General features: G+C 43.4%; 11 protein-coding genes and 1 pseudogene. 5 read left to right on the plus strand and 7 right to left on the minus strand.

Annotated elements, in window-relative coordinates; all coding sequences use genetic code 11:
• Nucleotides 1–563: 563 nt before the first annotated feature.
• Both RAM70_RS04210 and RAM70_RS04215 read right to left on the minus strand, forming a co-directional pair.
• Nucleotides 564–1,313 (minus strand): PEP-CTERM sorting domain-containing protein, encoded by a 750-nt coding sequence (locus RAM70_RS04210; RefSeq protein ID WP_312672413.1) that lies wholly within the window; start codon nucleotides 1,311–1,313, stop codon nucleotides 564–566.
• Between the two features lie 763 nt (nucleotides 1,314–2,076).
• Nucleotides 2,077–4,452, minus strand: a complete 2,376-nt coding sequence (locus RAM70_RS04215; protein WP_045361373.1) for a hybrid sensor histidine kinase/response regulator — start codon at nucleotides 4,450–4,452, stop codon at nucleotides 2,077–2,079.
• 277 nt (nucleotides 4,453–4,729) lie between these two features.
• Between RAM70_RS04215 and RAM70_RS04220 the strand changes: the two genes are divergently transcribed.
• The 3 genes from RAM70_RS04220 to kaiC all read left to right on the plus strand — a co-directional run bounded on the left by RAM70_RS04220 (nucleotide 4,730) and on the right by kaiC (nucleotide 7,786).
• Nucleotides 4,730–5,659, plus strand: a complete 930-nt coding sequence (locus RAM70_RS04220) for a circadian clock protein KaiA (RefSeq protein ID WP_312672415.1) — start codon at nucleotides 4,730–4,732, stop codon at nucleotides 5,657–5,659.
• 56 nt (nucleotides 5,660–5,715) lie between these two features.
• A complete protein-coding gene (gene kaiB / locus RAM70_RS04225) occupies nucleotides 5,716–6,030 on the plus strand; it encodes a circadian clock protein KaiB (protein ID WP_002733742.1) in 315 nt (104 codons plus the stop codon).
• Between the two features lie 193 nt (nucleotides 6,031–6,223).
• On the plus strand, nucleotides 6,224–7,786 hold the full coding sequence (kaiC, locus tag RAM70_RS04230) for a circadian clock protein KaiC (protein ID WP_045361377.1): 1,563 nt from the start codon (nucleotides 6,224–6,226) through the stop codon (nucleotides 7,784–7,786).
• Nucleotides 7,787–8,203: 417 nt separating this feature from the next.
• On the opposite strand, the gene RAM70_RS04235 is transcribed toward kaiC, so the two are convergent.
• The 4 genes and pseudogenes from RAM70_RS04235 to RAM70_RS04250 form a co-directional block, all read right to left on the minus strand.
• Nucleotides 8,204–9,199: a lysylphosphatidylglycerol synthase transmembrane domain-containing protein gene (locus tag RAM70_RS04235; RefSeq protein WP_312672419.1), complete on the minus strand. Its 996-nt coding sequence runs from the start codon at nucleotides 9,197–9,199 to the stop codon at nucleotides 8,204–8,206.
• 284 nt (nucleotides 9,200–9,483) lie between these two features.
• Complete coding sequence (locus RAM70_RS04240; protein ID WP_312672422.1) at nucleotides 9,484–10,584, minus strand: sulfotransferase family protein; 1,101 nt, start codon at nucleotides 10,582–10,584, stop codon at nucleotides 9,484–9,486.
• A gap of 5 nt (nucleotides 10,585–10,589) precedes the next feature.
• Nucleotides 10,590–11,978 (minus strand): aspartate aminotransferase family protein, encoded by a 1,389-nt coding sequence (locus RAM70_RS04245; protein ID WP_312672424.1) that lies wholly within the window; start codon nucleotides 11,976–11,978, stop codon nucleotides 10,590–10,592.
• 50 nt (nucleotides 11,979–12,028) lie between these two features.
• Nucleotides 12,029–13,291, minus strand: a pseudogene (locus tag RAM70_RS04250) (RNA-guided endonuclease TnpB family protein).
• A 1,045-nt stretch (nucleotides 13,292–14,336) separates the two neighbouring features.
• On the opposite strand from RAM70_RS04250, the gene RAM70_RS04255 reads away from it, so the two are divergent.
• Together RAM70_RS04255 and RAM70_RS04260 are read left to right on the plus strand one after the other, a co-directional pair.
• A complete protein-coding gene (locus RAM70_RS04255) occupies nucleotides 14,337–14,567 on the plus strand; it encodes a hypothetical protein (protein ID WP_045361383.1) in 231 nt (76 codons plus the stop codon).
• A gap of 336 nt (nucleotides 14,568–14,903) precedes the next feature.
• Nucleotides 14,904–15,158, plus strand: a complete 255-nt coding sequence (locus tag RAM70_RS04260) for a hypothetical protein (protein ID WP_376750877.1) — start codon at nucleotides 14,904–14,906, stop codon at nucleotides 15,156–15,158.
• Here the strand turns inward: RAM70_RS04260 and RAM70_RS04265 are convergent.
• Nucleotides 15,123–16,316: an IS4 family transposase gene (locus tag RAM70_RS04265; RefSeq protein WP_045356150.1), complete on the minus strand. Its 1,194-nt coding sequence runs from the start codon at nucleotides 16,314–16,316 to the stop codon at nucleotides 15,123–15,125. The genes RAM70_RS04260 and RAM70_RS04265 overlap by 36 nt on opposite strands.
• Nucleotides 16,317–16,855 lie beyond the last annotated feature (539 nt).

Raw genomic sequence — 16,855 nt, forward strand, 5'->3', positions numbered from 1 at the left:
AATCAATAATCAATGATAACTGATAACTGATAACTGATAACTGATAACTGATAACTGATAACTGATAACTGATCTCAGTGGCCGCGCCACGCCCCCAACGGGTAGGGTTGATTCATGAATCAACCCTACTATGAATCAACCCTACTATGAATCAACCCTACTATGAATCAACCCTACCCAAAAGCTGGGATTGAGTGATAAAACCGAAAGTAACGCCCAATTTTAGGAGAAAGTTTCCCCTGAAAAATCCCAAATTAGTAGATTTACAAAAATGAGATGCACCCTTTCCCTCCTTGTCCTCCTTGTCTTGTCTTCACAGGTTTGTCAAATACCTACACCTGTGAGACCCCCCCTGCCCCCCCGACATCGGGGGGGTTGGGGGGGGCAAGGGGGGGCAAGGGGGGGCAGCTAATCTAAGGATAGGCGGTTAAAATCTCTTAGCTTACCATTTGAGGCTTGCTGTGTCCAATCCAACTTTAAAACAAAACCGCCCCGAAAGGACGGTGTTTCAAACCGAAGACCTATGATGCCTCTCCTCATAGTTGTCCTGACACCAAGCTCAGTTATCTTTGTTGCCTGCGTTTCATCGCCAGACCTAAGCCACCAACAGCAAGAAGTCCAGCAACAGTCCCCGGCTCGGGAACTCTGGTAGATTGGGCAAAAGTAAGACTGAACGACTTAAGTTGGGCAGTACCCGCCGGTGGAAAGACACCAGGGTTTAATAACAGCCCAGTTATTGCTACGTTGATCGTGTCAGTAATTGGGTTGGGCAGGGCAACAGTCTTTGGAGAAGTTTTAATACCCACATCGTCAGATATAATTGCTCCACTAGCATTCACCTGGATCCCCCTCGTTCCAGTCGGGTTCGGAAAATTTCCAAAAGGAGTGGAACTGGATGTGATCAGGGCTGCTGTCAACGTAGTCAGCTGTATGTCGGGGTTGACGGCTGTAACATCGAAGAGGAACTGGTTACTAAAAAGATCAGGTGGAACGTTCCATCCGGTGGCGGTTGAGAATGTTAACTTAGCCGATAAAGGGGCCCCAGAAGCTGATATTTGAAGGTCGCTTGGTAGCAACGCAGCTCCAGTTCTCGCCCACTTATCAAACTTCTTGTCAATTTTGCCATCCCCGTCCTCATCAATGGTGATACTACCACCACCAGTAAGCTCGGTGAATGTGCAAAAGCTAGTGCTTGCACAACCGTTATATTGTATGACGGCGGCTGCCTGGGCTGGTGCAGTGGCCAGACCTGCGCCAGCGGCGACGGCCAGAGCAGCAGCATTGGGAAGGGTGTATGTGCGTATTTTTTTCATCTTATAGACAGTGGTTAGGAAGATTAAGGTTGGGGTATAGGCTACTCCCACGAGGATAACAGTAAATCTCTCATCTGTCAACACATAATGGCCTATTTGTCAACCGACATTCCGCACATCTTCATATACCTCTATATATTTTTACATTCCCCAAGATGTTTTGACGAAAAACCTTCATTGTAAAAACTATTATTAAGAACATTTTCAATAATTGATTTGTTCTGAGAAAAAAATTTACAATTCTTCACCTTGACAAAAATCCATCATTGTAGCTATAGTCCTTACTGGCAAAGGGTTGTCAGCAATATATTAGTAAAAGTTATCAATTGAATGTTAAGAAGTGCGGAAAGTGGGGTCAATGATCACGGGTGCATCTCATTTTTGTAAATCTAGCAAGTTGGGATTTTTACGGGGAAACTCTCGGCTAAAATCGGAAGTAATGCCCGATTTTATCACTCAATCCCAGCTTTTGGGGGGTTCTACCCCCCAAACCCCCCGTTGGAGGCGTGGCGCGGCCACTGAGCCTTGACATTGAGCCTTGACATTGAGCCTGTCGAAATGTGTCGAAGTGCCGCCCCCAAACCCTGGAGCGCATTAGTTTTTCGGTGGGATGCTTACAGGCAGCTGCTGATATATCTGTAATGATTTAAGATTCACTGATAATTGCTGATTGTCGGTATTTCTGCAAATGTGAGATGCACCCAATGATCACAGAAAAAAGCTTCTCCCCACTTCCCCACTTCCCCACTTCCCCACTTCCCCCTTACCGTTCTTTGTGGCGAGAAAAAGCCAGATCAGCAGTCTCGATTACCTTTAATAGCTGTTCGATGCGGTTTTCCGTCGGGGGGGCCAAACAGGGAAAAACAGCTAAACCGGGGATTTGATTGGCCACCTCGGTGACAGCCACATCAAGGGTGACTAGGGGTAAATTAGCGAGGGTTTGCGACTCGCTCAAGGTTTGCAGATAAGAGTATAAATCTTCTGCGATCGAACTATCGATTAAGATAGCGTCCACCTCCCAGACAGTGGCTAAAAGTTCCGCCTGTTCGCAACTATCGGCCTCAATAAAACGATAATTCTCCCGAACTAATTGATTATTCCAAATCCAGCTAAAGGAAGATAAATCGGAGAAATTGGGGGCATAATGGCCGTGTAAACGCAGCAGAGTCGGAGCAGTGGGCCGTTTTCGGCTAGGAACAGGGGAAACGGTCAGATTTAGGCAAGCTTGCAGGGCGGCCGAGGTGATCGGCGGAACCAGAAAACTATCGGCCCCTTGCTGTTGACTGCGGTTGCGCTCGGAATCGGCGGCGGTGACAATAACTTTCAGCTCTTTGGTTTGGGGATGGGATTTGAGCAGCGTTAACACATCCCAACCGGACAAGAGGGGTAGATTGGGATTGAGAAAAACACAACGGGGTTTTAACTGACGGGCTTTTTCGATCGCTTCGGTGCCGCTACGAGCGATAATGGCTTTTAATCCCAATTCACTCAACCGATCGACAAATTGTTCGATCATTTGGGGATTAGCTTCCACCACCAACACCAGACGCTGGGGAGGCGATTGTTCCCCTTCTGTTGCTTGGGGATGAACCGGCAGCAGTAAAGTAAATTCACTACCTTCCCGGTCTCTGGAGACAAAGGATAGATCACCACCGTGACAACGCGCTAATTTTTGGCTGAGGACTAAACCTAAACCCGCACCCTCAAATTGACGGGTGAAAGGACTTTCTAGCTGTTGGAATTTCTGAAAAATCAGATGCTGGGATTCTTCCGGAATACCGATTCCCGTATCCCAGACGGTAAAAGCCAGCCAATTTTCCCAACGATTGACTTTAATGCCCAAATTACCGCCATCAATGGTGAATTTCACCGCATTATCTAACAAATGCACTAACATCTGTTGTAAACGGGTTTCATCGGCCAGGGCATAATCTAACCCGGATTCGATGTCAAGACGATAGCTGCCGGGGATATCTAGACGTTGGGGATACTTATCGACGATAATATCGTACACCCGTTGACAGAGGCGATCGATTTTGACTCTAGTGAAAGTTAATTTTAGTTGTCCTGTCTCTAAGCGGGTTAAATCGAGGAGATCATTGACCAGAGCCATCAACTGGCGACCGCTGCGATAGATTAAATCGGCATATTTGGACTGTCGGGGGTTAAGTTCACCGATTTTTTGTTCGCGCAGCAGACTGGAGAGACCGATAACGGCAGTGAGGGGCGATTTAAACTCATGGCTGACACAGGCGAGAAATTCATCCTTAAGACGATTTAAATGGACTAAATCGGCATTTTTAACCGCTAATTCCTGACAATATTGCTGTTGTTCCGTGATATCGGTGGCTAACAGTAACCACAGTTCGGAAACTTTCTCGATCAAGGGATAATTACCTGTCAATTTTAACGGCGCGGACAACAGTCGCCAAGTCTTGGCTAAACCTGATGTCAGCGTTTCTAGACGCTGGGGGAACAGGGGAGGGGTGGGGGATGGGAGGGTTAAGGGTTCATTAACCAAAGCCAAGGCAGAATTATCGATATTAGCGGGGAAAGCTGCCCCGATTTGTTGGCACCAAGCCTGATTTTGGTATAAAATCCCCGCTTCTGGACTGTAGAGCAGCAGCGGTAGCGGTAATTGTTCCAGAAATTCCAGAGGATGATCGCTGCGGGGGGGGAAATTGCGATCGCTGATGCGGGGCTGGGGAGGGGGATCATCGAGAATCGAGCGCCCGAGACAAAATTGCAGAAGTTTGCCCGTGTCTAAGCGTCCTAACAGTTTGCCCTGAGCATCCACTAAAATAGGGGCTAAGGCGAGCGCTTCTCCCCTCAGGGTGGCCAGAAACTCACTGACGGCCATGCGCGAGTTAAGAGGGATAATCGGACGCAGCCAACCGCTCAGATCCAGACAGTTGGGGGAGGGGTTTCTGGTTTTGGGGTGCTGTTGTTGATAGAGGAGGTAAGCGATCAGGGCTTGACTCTCAATCAGTCCTAGGGGACAATACCGCTCATCCACCACCACGATCACTTCTGGATTGCCCGCATTAATTAAATCGCAAAGACTGGCCCGGTCAATAATTAATTCACAGGTAGTGACGGATTGATTAAAGTGATGGAGACTGAGGGTAACGCTAGGCATGGGGATAATTGGGTGGGCGGTGGCGGTAACTTTAGGGCATAATTAACAAACTGATGGCCAAACTATTAGTAGTCCTAGAACTTGAATCTACCTTGATTATGACGCTCGCTCATCTAGACGACCTCTCCATTGATTACAATTAACTACAATACCCACTGCCAAAAAGCAAAGTTAACTTTAACTTCCCTTAGCTGATGGCGAGAGGGTTGTCTTCTCAACAGAGAAAGCCTAACCTAATTGTTTGTTATTTTCTATCTACCTTGCGGGTGAGAAAACGTTGCCTCCGAGACTGACTATTTATGCTTTTGTCCCAACGGACTCACCCTTGACGGGAGTGAGTTCACCCCCGGGGCTGGTTAATTCTTTGACGGCTTTATTGGCTAATGAACGCTATAATCTAACCCTAGGGTCGTCTTCTAGCGAATTACTGGCTAATATCGAGGCACAGAAGGAAAAAATCGATTGTTTGCTGGTGGTCTTTCATCCTTCCCTACAGCCGACTTTTAATCAACTCTACGAAGGGGGGATTTTACTGCCAGTAGTGATCATTGTCGCTGACAAGAACATCACTGCCGAGACGAATGACTCTCCCACCTGTCTCTATCATAGTGCCGAATTACAAATTACCGTCAAGGAATTAGACAGCATCACCTCCGTCATCGACCAAGCGATCGCTAGATTTCTCCATTTAGCTCCTAATTGCTCTTTTTCCGAGCGTACTACGATTGTTAACCAACCGAATCCCGTGGCAAATAATCACAGTTTTCTCCTCCTACAACAGCGCCGTTTAGCAGAAAAATTAAAAGAAAGACTCGGCTATTTAGGTGTTTACTACAAACGCAACCCGCAGCTATTTTATCGCAATCTTGCCCCGGAGGAAAAAAAAGAATTACTGCGGGAAGTAAGAGCAGATTATCGGGAGATTATTTTAAATTACTTCCTACAGGATTATCCGATTAATCAAGCGATCGATGAGTTGGTTAATAATGTCTTTTTTACCGATCTCTCAGTGTCGCAAATTCTGGAAATTCATATAGAGTTAATGGATGAATTTTCCCAACAATTAAAATTAGAAGGCAGAAGTGAGGAAATTCTCCTAGATTATCGTCTCGCTCTCATTGATATCCTTGCTCACTTGGGGGAAATGTACCGTCGTTCCATACCTCGCGAGGATATCCCTGATGATTTATTATTGGGAATAGACTAAAATATCCCAGACAAATAGCAATGAACTCATATCCTCAGCCCCTGTGATCCTAACCTATGAGCGTCTTTAAAAAAACCTATGTTTTAAAACTGTACGTCGCCGGGAATACCCCCAACTCCGTGCGCGCCTTGAAAACCCTGAAAAATATCCTAGAAGAGGAATTTCAGGGAGTGTATGCGCTCAAGGTGATTGACGTACTGAAAAACCCGCAACTAGCGGAGGAAGACAAGATTCTCGCTACTCCTACCCTCGCGAAAGTCCTCCCTCCCCCGGTGCGGAAAATTATCGGTGATTTGTCCGATCGAGAGAAGGTTCTGATCGGTTTAGACTTACTGTACGAGGAAATTCGTGAACGAGAAAATGATAGCTAGGCCTTCGGCAATAGGTGATTAGACGGGTTATATTTATTGAAGGAGAAATGCTCGGTGCGTAATCTAGTACGTCTATGGGAAAGTCAAGAGTCAATGGACATCAAGATGGTGTAAAGTGTCTAGTCAGGCCTGATATGTTTCTGTGGAAAAATTAGATAAAAATCCTACTCTTTAAATATTCGCTGGATAAATAATGACTCAATCTAACTCTAATAGCCAATTGAATCCACCGATTAAACCGAAAGGTGTTCGCAAAATTAGAACCCTAATTGAAGGTTTTGATGAGATCACTCACGGTGGTTTACCCATGGGGCGAACTACCTTAGTTAGTGGCACTTCTGGCACGGGAAAAACCCTGCTTGCTGTGCAATTTCTCTACCACGGGATCAAGTATTTTGACTATCCGGGCCTGTTTGTTACTTTTGAAGAATCTCCCACCGATATTATCCAAAATGCCTATAGTTTTGGTTGGGATTTAGAAGAATTAATTGACCAGGGTAAATTATTTATTCTCGATGCTTCCCCGGATCCGGAAGGTCAAGAGGTGGTGGGTAGTTTTGATCTTTCGGCCCTAATCGAGCGCATTCAATACGCAATTACCAAATATAAAGCCAAACTGGTATCAATTGACTCTGTAACTGCTGTTTTTCAGCAGTACGAAGCGGTGTCAGTGGTACGGCGAGAAATTTTTCGGCTCGTGGCCCGGTTAAAATTATTAGAAGTGACTTCAATTATGACCACGGAACGTATCGAAGAATACGGAGCGGTGGCCCGTTTTGGTGTAGAGGAATTTGTCTCTGATAATGTGGTAATTATGCGGAACGTGCTAGAGGGAGAAAGGCGACGCCGAACCGCAGAAATCCTCAAATTACGGGGAACAACCCACATGAAGGGGGAATATCCCTTTACTATCACCAATGATGGCATTAATATCTTCCCCCTCGGTGCGATGCGTTTAACTCAGCGATCTTCTAATGTCCGCATTTCTTCGGGAGTAAAAACCCTTGATGATATGTGTGGGGGCGGTTTTTTCAAGGATTCGATTATTTTGGCCACAGGAGCAACCGGTACGGGTAAAACTCTCTTAGTCAGTAAATTTCTGGAAGAAGGCTGTCGGCGCGGTGAGCGGGCGATTTTGTTCGCTTATGAAGAATCTCGCGCCCAATTGTCCCGAAATGCTTCTTCTTGGGGGATCGATTTTGAGGAGATGGAACGCAAGGGATTATTAAAATTATTGTGTTCTTACCCCGAATCGGCGGGATTAGAGGACCATTTACAGATGATTAAGTCGGAAATCTCGGAATTTAAACCCTCCCGTATTGCCATCGATTCTCTATCGGCGCTCGCACGCGGGGTGACAAATAATGCTTTTCGGCAATTTGTGATCGGGGTGACAGGATACGCCAAACAGGAGGAAATTACGGGATTTTTCACCAATACCACCGACCAATTTATGGGAGCGCACTCGATCACCGAATCCCATATTTCTACGATTACCGACACGATTTTAATGTTGCAATATGTGGAAATTCGCGGCGAAATGTCGCGAGCGATTAACGTCTTTAAGATGCGCGGTTCTTGGCACGATAAAGGGATTCGTGAATATACTATCAGTCAGGATGGGGCGGATATCAAGGATTCTTTCCGCAATTACGAGCGGATTATTAGTGGTTCCCCGACTAAAATTAGCGTCGATGAAAAGACTGAATTATCGCGGATTGTTCGCAATGTACGCGAAAAATTACAGGATGAATAATCGGCAGTTGACTGATGGAGATTATTTTGAAGAGCGATCGGGTAAAGTTGGTCTTAGGGAAAATAACCACCAGATCAATAAACCTAATATAATCCAGAGAATATCTTTAACCCGGCGAATTTTTAAAAACTGTGCTTTCTAGATTTTTTGTCCTAAATCCAGACTTTTGGGGGGTTCTACCCCCCAAACCCCCCGTTGGGGGCGTGGCGCCGCCCCCAAACCCCCCGCGCATTAGTTTTTCGGTGGGATGCTTACACGCAGTTGTTCATATATTTGTACTAATTTAAAAGTTACTGATAATACTAAATCTGGTTATTAAAGACTGATTATTTATTCCCCTTTTTGCATGAGCGCATGAGTACATGAGTGCCTATCCTGATATGTTACCTATACTCAACGGATTTAGTATGATTGAGATTATTTTGAAGAGCGATCGGGTAAAGTTGGTCTTAGGGAAAATAACCACCAGATCAACAAACCTAAGATAATCCAGAGAATATCTTTAACCCGGCGAATTACGGAAATCGCTAAACCTAATTCTAGACTACCGGTTAAAGAAGCACCCAGCAGCACTAAAGAACCTTCTAAAGTACCGATATTAGCGGGAATAAAAAAGGTTCCAGCGCGCACCAATTGGGCAACGGAATCAAATAACCAAGCATCGGCAAAACTGAGCGGATGTTGGAGAAACTGCATTAAAACATAGATTTCTAAAACTCCGAGGGGCCAATTGAGAAAACCGACGATCAAGCCATTTCTAAATAGGGGCAGATTCCGGTAAAATTCCCCTAAACGATCATCGACACTGCGAAGATTTTCTAAAGGTTTAGCTAGGCGATCGCCTAAAAAAGAATGACCTAATCGATTAACTATTCGGGAGGATAAACGGAATCGCTGAATCAAGAAAAATATCAGGATACAACTGGAGAATATAGCAAGACTTAATCCGGTAAAAGTTTTAAAAGAATTGGAGAATTTTGGGGAAGCTAGGAGCAGCAAAAAACCGATAATTGCAAAGAAGACAAGGGAAGCAGTATTTAATGTCTTGGTCAGAATAATCGAGGCACTGGTTTCTTTATAGCTAATCTGATAGTGAGTTTTCAACATCACTGCTTTAAAACCTTCTCCTCCCAAAGAAGCGAAGGGAGTCACGCGATTAAAGGCTGCCCCTACCATGTAAATTAATAATAGCCGAATTGTCCATCGAGGTTGGATAGGAATACTCTTAAAAGTTAGTTGCCAAGTAAAAACATCGGTGAGGAATTCTAGGAAATAAAAAATAATCACTAATGTCATTCCCCACCAACCGACTAGGGTGATTTGTTGCCAAACTTCTTGTAGATTTGTTTGGCGTAAAATTACCCCTAGTAAAACAAAACCTAAACCCAGAAAGATAAATTTAAGATATTTCATAAGTAGTCGTGTAAAATTAAGTTTTTGGTTAGGATATAGGCAAAAGGCAAGAAGTAGTTATACTAAATCCTGTTTAAAAGATATAAAAGAGCGGGAATTATGACTTAAGTAGCTGGTTATAATTAAATTAAAAATGGATTTTAGGTTCGATCCCCCCTGCCCCTCTTGATAAGGTAGGGTTGATTCATGAATCAACCCTACCCTTGATAAGGAGGGTGTCTGATAATTTTTAACGCCTACCTACTTATGACTGATAACTGATAACTGATAACTGAAAAAGCTGATCACTGAAAATAATTCCAACGTTGAATAAATGGGAGCCAATGGGATTCGACTAACTCGATCGCTTTGGCATCCGGGTGATAATTATTTTTTTTATATCCTTGCAGACTGGCGATATATTTCTCAAAGCGAGGCCTAGATATTTTTAAGTCGGGAAGTTGCAGTTGATCGTAGATTTTCTCGATTTGTGCTAGGGGGTCTTTTTCTAAATCTTCAAAACGAATTTCTACAAAACTATCGGCGGGTAAATCGGCGCTATCTCGCAGGAGAGAATTAAGCATTGGGGGATAACTTTTCAGAATTGTCTGCTCGATTTCATCCGTGGATAAATTATCGTAGGATTGTAGTGCTAGTTCCGGTAGGATGCGGGTAAAAAAGTGACGAGTTGAGGGAAAAACTAGATAGGGATTGCGGTAGATATGAATAAATTTAGCATCGGGCCAGATAGCTCGCAATTTGGCAATATGTGCCGTATAAACGGGGTTTTTGATTAGTAATTGTTTGCCTCTTTGATGGATGGAAACTTTTTTTAATAGATGAGTATGCCAACGCTGCCAAGTGGCGATTTCCCTGTCGCTGCAGCCTTGAAAAAAAACTCCTCGATCGAAATGATACTGAAAACGTTGGGGAAAGTATAAACCATGGTAGTAGGAAAGGGGGATCATGCTGGCCAGGGCGATCGAATCTTCTTGGGGGGAATCGGGAGTAACGGCGACGTTATCCACATGGCGATCGCTAGGTAGGGCCAATTCTAGCAGCGGTTGAAATAAGCGGACGATACCGAGGATATCCCAGGGTAATCCCACCGCTAGGGGGGAAATATAGCCAAAATGCTCCGATTGACCGAGTAAATTGTGGAGATGGGTCGTGCCGCTGCGCCAATAGCCGACAATAAAAATGGGTGCTTTTACCTGCACGCCGCGCTCATAAAACCCTGTCATTAAAATTCGTTCTAGGGTAGAAAAAGGCAGTCGCGCTAGGGTAACTGCCAGGGCCAAGGTTGCTGGGGCCAAATTGGGGCGATCGATGCCGCCATTGGTCAAAAATAAACGTAATAGGGTACTAAGGTTACTACCGCAGAGGGGATGAAACAAACTGGACATATTAACTATTTTTTGGCGGTTTTTTGGCGTATAGCTTGGCTGGCCAAGGTTTTACCGAATTCCCAAGCGGCCCCAGGGAAGCGGTGTGCATCAGCGACCACATCTTTAACGGCGGTGACAAGCCAACGGCAATCCTCATCGGAGAGGGTGAGGGGGGGGATAAACTTGATGATATTCATGCCGTGGCCGGAAACCTGGGAGAGGATTTGATGGCGGGTAAAGAGGGGAACGACGATTAACTGGGAAAATAGCCCTTTATTGGCGGTTTCTAGCATTTTCCAGGCGGCTTTTAGTGACCAACTGCTCGGCTCGGCAAATTCCAAGGCGATCATCATACCCAATCCCCGCACTTCCTGCAAACATTCGTACTGATCTACGAGGGGCCGTAGTTCTGCGATAATTTGTTGACCGATTACGGCCGATCGCTCGACTAATTTTTCCTCCTCAATCACCTGTAAAGTGGCAATACCGGCGGCCATGGCCAGATTATTTTTACCAAAAGTGCTACCGTGGACCACAGAACGATCCATGCGATCGAATACTCGATCGAAGATCCAGCGACGACAGAGAACCGCTCCCACTGGCACAAAACCGCCCGAAAGAGCCTTGGCAACACATAAAATGTCCGGTTCTACCCCCCAATGTTCCACAGCCCAAATTTTGCCAGTCCGGCCTAAACCGGTCTGCACTTCATCGGCCACAAAAAGAGTGCCGTAACGACGACAAAGGGCAGCCGCCGCCGGGAGATAGTTCGGTTCAGGAATTCTCACCCCGTGACCTTGGATCGGTTCGGTAATAAAAGCCGCTACGTCTTGGTTAATTAGAGCTTTTTCGAGTGCGGCCAGATCGCCGAAGGGAATTTCCTTAAAATCGGCGACAAAAGGCCCAAATCCCTCACGATAATGGAGATCGCCCGTGGCGGAAAGGGAACCCATGGTTAACCCGTGGTAGCCCCCCTGACAGTAAACAATTTGGCTGCGTCCGGTGGCGTAGCGGCTAAATTTAATGGCAGCCTCGACGGTTTCTGTGCCGGAATTAGCAAAGAAAACTCGTTCTAATCCATTCGGTGCGATCGCTACTAACCGTTCCGCCAGCAATCCCGCTAGGATGGAAGCATCCAATTGGACTAAATTGGGCAATGCTGCCGTCAATACCTCTTGTAAAGCTTGCACGATCTTGGGGTGATTGCGTCCGAGAGCGAAAACACCAAAACCACTCAGTAAGTCCAGATACTTTTCCCCCTGATTGTCGAATAGGTAGGGACCTTCGGCTTTAACGTAGTGGCGATCGTAGCCGATCGTTTTTAGTACCCTAACCATCTGGGGGTTTAGGTATTGTTCGTGGAGGGCAAAGTTTTCTTCTAGTCTTTTTTCTATCAGTTCTAAAATGCTCATAAATTCCAGATTTGATGACTGAAAAACTAATTTTGACACTCCCATCGCACTCATGCGAGGGATTCTTCATTCACGGGGAGATGCCTTGTAAAAGCAGTGCCTTTACTTGGTCTTACTCTCCCTCCAGAAGCAGTAGCGGTATGCCCTACCGCCAAAATTCGTAAACCTTCATCCCGAATATTCTTAGCGGCATTAATGTCTCTATCGTGGGTTTCTCCACACTTAGGACATTGCCAACTACGAATATCTAAACTCAAACTATCAACACGATTTAAACAGTTACTACAAGTCTTAGAACTAGGAAAGAATCTATCTACTTCTATATAGATTTTTCCTTCCCATTCAGCCTTGTATTTTAACATGGTACAGAATTGACCCCAACCAGCATCACTAATTGATTTGGCTAGTTTATGGTTTTTGACCATGTTTTTGACTGCCAGATTTTCTACCACTATGACTGGGTTTTCGTCAACTAATTTACGACTTAGTTTGTGGAGGAAATCTTCACGACAACGAACAATTTTAGAGTGAACTTTAGCAACTTTAACTCTAGCTTTATTGCGGTTGTTAGAGCCTTTTTGCTTGCGACTAAGTTTCTTTTGTCTCCTCGCTAATCTTTGTTCGTACTTACGATAGTATTTAGGATTCCCCTGTTTAGTCCCATCTGATGTAATAGCAAAATGGGTTAGTCCAACGTCTATCCCGATAGCTTTTCCTTCTGATGACCCTTCGGCTTCGCTCAGGCTTCGGCCGTGAGCTCAGGCTTCGACGGTGATCTCAGCCGAACCGCGAAGTCGAGACGTTGATTTCTGGGGTAAATCCTTGCCATCATCATAGAGAGAAGATACAAAATATTCTCCTGATGGATTAACTGAAACCGTAACAGACTTTAAGTTTCCCTCTGGTGGCCGTGAAACTTGGCAATAGACTTTACCAATTTTAGGCAATACCAGAACATTATTTTTTAACTTACAGTGTTGAGGGAATCTAATTGACTGCCTATTTTGCTTTTTCTTGAAGTTAGGATATTTAGCTCTACCTTCAAAAAAGTTAAGGAAAGCACTAGAAAGATTTAAAGCGGCTTGCTGTAATACCTGCGATGGTACTTCGCTTAACCACTCATACTCTTTTTTTAGGGAAGGCAGCAGCTTAATTATTTCGTTTCTGCTTAATCCTTTTCCAGTTTGCTTGTAAGTTTCAGATGTCAAATTTAGGGCGTAATTGTCAAACCATCTAGCACAGCTAAACGACTTGGCGAGCAAAACTGATTGCTCACTTGTCGGATAAATTCTGTACTTAAACGCTTTTAACATCTTACTTATCAAACTATACTACTATGGTAAACTATGCAAGGCTAAACTGTCAAGGATTTAATCGTGCTTCGTGTCACTGAGCCTTGACATTGAGCCTTTACATTGAGCGTGTCGAAATGTGTCGAAATGTGTCGAAGTGCTGTTTTATATTGGTCGGGGTTTCATCCCGTCGCACTCAAGCGAGGGTCTTCACCCCGACATTTGAGATAAACTACCCCCCACTCAGCAGTGAGTGGGGGGTTTCTGACGCTTCTTTGCCTCTATTTGCCTCATGCTTCCGCACAAGGTAGAAGCTCACCGACTCTGCATCCCGCATAGGCTCGTTCCCAACCCCTTGCATAATTAAGCATAACCTGAGCGGCGGCTACATCTCTATCGCAAGAATAACTAAATTTCTCACAGCTATGAACTCTTTCGGCTAAAGATTTTTGGCTCTTCTCGTTTCTGTGTGGAAGTAAGAAGAATAGGGATAATTTTCCAGAAATATAGTCTTCAAAGCCTTGTCTAGCAAGACTCCTACGAATGATAAGCACTGATGATCACACAAAGTCGAGAAAAGCCGGATCGCTCTAGTTGACAATCCCCGAAGCGCTCATGCGAGGGATTCTCGAAGCTCATCACTGCGCTTTCTGGTTTCCCCTACTCACGTCTTACACGATTAGGTCCTATCCGAACCTACTAGAATATCACTTGTTATCTAGTTGTCCACTTGTGGATAGCTCTCCAAGCGTTTTGGTCTTTCAGCCAACCTGTGCGTAGCACCAATCGGCTCCATGACCCCGTTTATTAAAATATTAAAATTTAGACAAAGACATTCATTTGAGTATCTATTTTTCAAAAATATACAGCGCAGGGGTTGTAGCGAATTTTAATAGCGGTAATTTTTACCTTGAAAACACGGTATATAATACTAAAGCGGCGCCTTGATCGTTAAGGCAACGCGGGAACCGTTGTCAGACCCTGCAGTAAGGGGGGGGTTCAACTTCGACAAGCGAGCGGGCGAGCCTGAAAGTGCTGTATCTCGAAAGCTGTTAAGGTGTTTGCGATGTCTAAACTGCGCCAGCAACGTCGTTTTATCAAACTCTATATCAAGCCTCTCAAGGAGAAGCTGTCAGAAATCGATGGTTCTGCGTTAAAAGTATATCTAGCTTTAGCTTTAGAAATAGGCTGGTTAGATAATACTGTAGAAATCTATAGCAGTTTTCATCAGAATGAGGCATGGGCAAGGCGCTTAAGCCCCTTGCTGGCAAAACTTGTCGATACCTCAGTAACGTGAAAAGTGCTATATCCAATTTCGTGATTTTCTTAGCTTTGCTACTTATTCTTCTAATCAAATTGTTTCAGTTCACGCTAGACATGATAAAACTGATAGCCAATGCCCAGATCAAATAAATACGATTGAGATTATATGGAATGAAAGAAAATTTTCAGAGAATTTCGATCATATCTCTTGGTAAAAAATGCTGTTAACTTATGATGATATTAAAGATGATTTTGAAAAAATTCCCAAAACTGGATAGACAACCGAGAGAAATTTAAAACTATTTTTCAGGAACTATTAATAAATATTTATACTCCAAAATTATATCTGGAATATAAATTTCTGAATATTGTGCAAGCGTTGGATATCTATCATAAACAAACTAAAAAAATAAAACATAATATCGAATATATGTCTCAAGATAGTTGTCAAAATGGCATTGCTCAACAACTTTGCGAAGTTATTCAAAATTATCCTATCCAAGAAGATTTCAAAACGTTTTTAGATAGCCAAGTTAAATACTTGTTTAAGGTTGAGATGAATCTAAAGGCTCAAGGGGTGACAGAAAGGTTAAAGAGCTTGCTTGATAAGGCTCATAGCCGTTAACCCTTTGGAGAAATAAGGGTTTTTCTGGGGTTTGAGGCGTATCAAAGAAAGGGCAAGTTCCGAAAAAATATCCATCGACTCAACCCAAAAAGTACCATAAGTCCCTATCCAAAAATCACTATGTCTTTCAGCAGAACGATTAGATTCTTTGAGGCGACAAATATAAACACGGTGGGGTAAAATATTGAGTTGTTGACCCCGTATTGTATTTAAAGAATAGGCGATAGCAATTAATAAAACAAGAGCTAAAAAACGCGGTTCGCTAACTTTAGTTTTCTCGATATTATAACCTCCCGTTTTACAATCTTTGAACATTGCTTCAATGCCAAAACGAGATTCATATAAATTTAAAGTCTCATCCAAAGAGTCAAGATTAGTAAGAAGATACCAAGGAGCTTCGGCTTGTTTACTACGGTAGCGTCTTTTCCAGCGAGTGGCCAAATTAAAAGGGCCAAGTTTATGAGCAGATGTATGATAAATATCCGAAAAAAAATGCTGAGTCCCCGGTTGAATATCTAGAGCTTTTAGAGGTTGATAGTTTTCTTCACCTGATAATAGCAAAGATGTTCCCTTCTTTTGTCTCAGAATAAAGGCTATCCCCTTTTCGTCTAGCCACTTTCCTAGTTGAACACTGTGAAATTCTCGGTCGCCTATCACGACAACTGGGTAGGATTTCAAAAATTTTAATACCGGCTTGAGAAAGTTTTTTTGGTTCCCTAAATTACTGCTTCCTTGTTTATCTAACAATATCCAGTACACAGGTAACGCCCTTTTTCCACAAATAACACTAGCTACAAACAAATTTCTTCCTTTCCAATCTGTTCGGTCAATTACCAATAATAGATGTCCCAGATGCTTAAGTTTTTTCAGTTTTCTTCTTTGATGTCGATTTTTATTTTTTTCGCTAAACTCTTGCTTAATAATGTGTTTAATTAGCGGAAACCATAACAATTTTACACTTAATTGCGGTAACTTGAGAAACCTTTGTAAATTTCTTCTTCTGCTTTCAAAGGTAATTGGTTGGGGAAATAAGGCGGCCAATCTCTCCAATTGTACTGTTCTATGGCTTTGTAGGAGCAGTATAAGAATTTGTAGAGTCAGATATTGTGCTTGTGTCAAGCTGGCTTGTAAACAGGCCTGATAGAATGATGGTAACATATTGAAATTTTGGGTGGTTGTCTCAACCACTCTATTTCTTTTGGGTTCATTTGGCTAGAGTCTTTATCTTGATTACCTTTGAACCCCTTTGTCACCCCTTGAGATCTAAAGGATAGACTGAGAAATATTATAGATAATATTTCCTATTTATTCATTGAAAACAATGACGCTACTAAACAAAGCTTTGCTGATACTTTCAACTCACAAGATGATAGTTTATTCTCTAGAATAAACCAAGATCAAGATTTAAAAGATAAATTTATTAAGCGAGTAACTGAGATTAGAAATAATTTAACTAACCCAGACAAGAAAATAAAAATAAAAAATCAATAACTCTAGGATCTATGGTGTACCGTAACTTTAATATTACAAACTTGTTTACTGATAGAACTCGAAGTTTCAACCGACACCATTAAAGCTATTATTAAAAATAGAATGCGGAACCAAAATGAATGGCTTGGAGAGGATAAGTATAATTAAGCTAAGAAAATAGCTTACCTCTTATTTGTTGATGAGTGAAGGTGAATATAGCTTTTCTC

The organism is Microcystis wesenbergii NRERC-220 (assembly GCF_032027425.1).
In the GTDB taxonomy this organism is placed as follows: Bacteria; Cyanobacteriota; Cyanobacteriia; order Cyanobacteriales; family Microcystaceae; genus Microcystis; species Microcystis wesenbergii_A.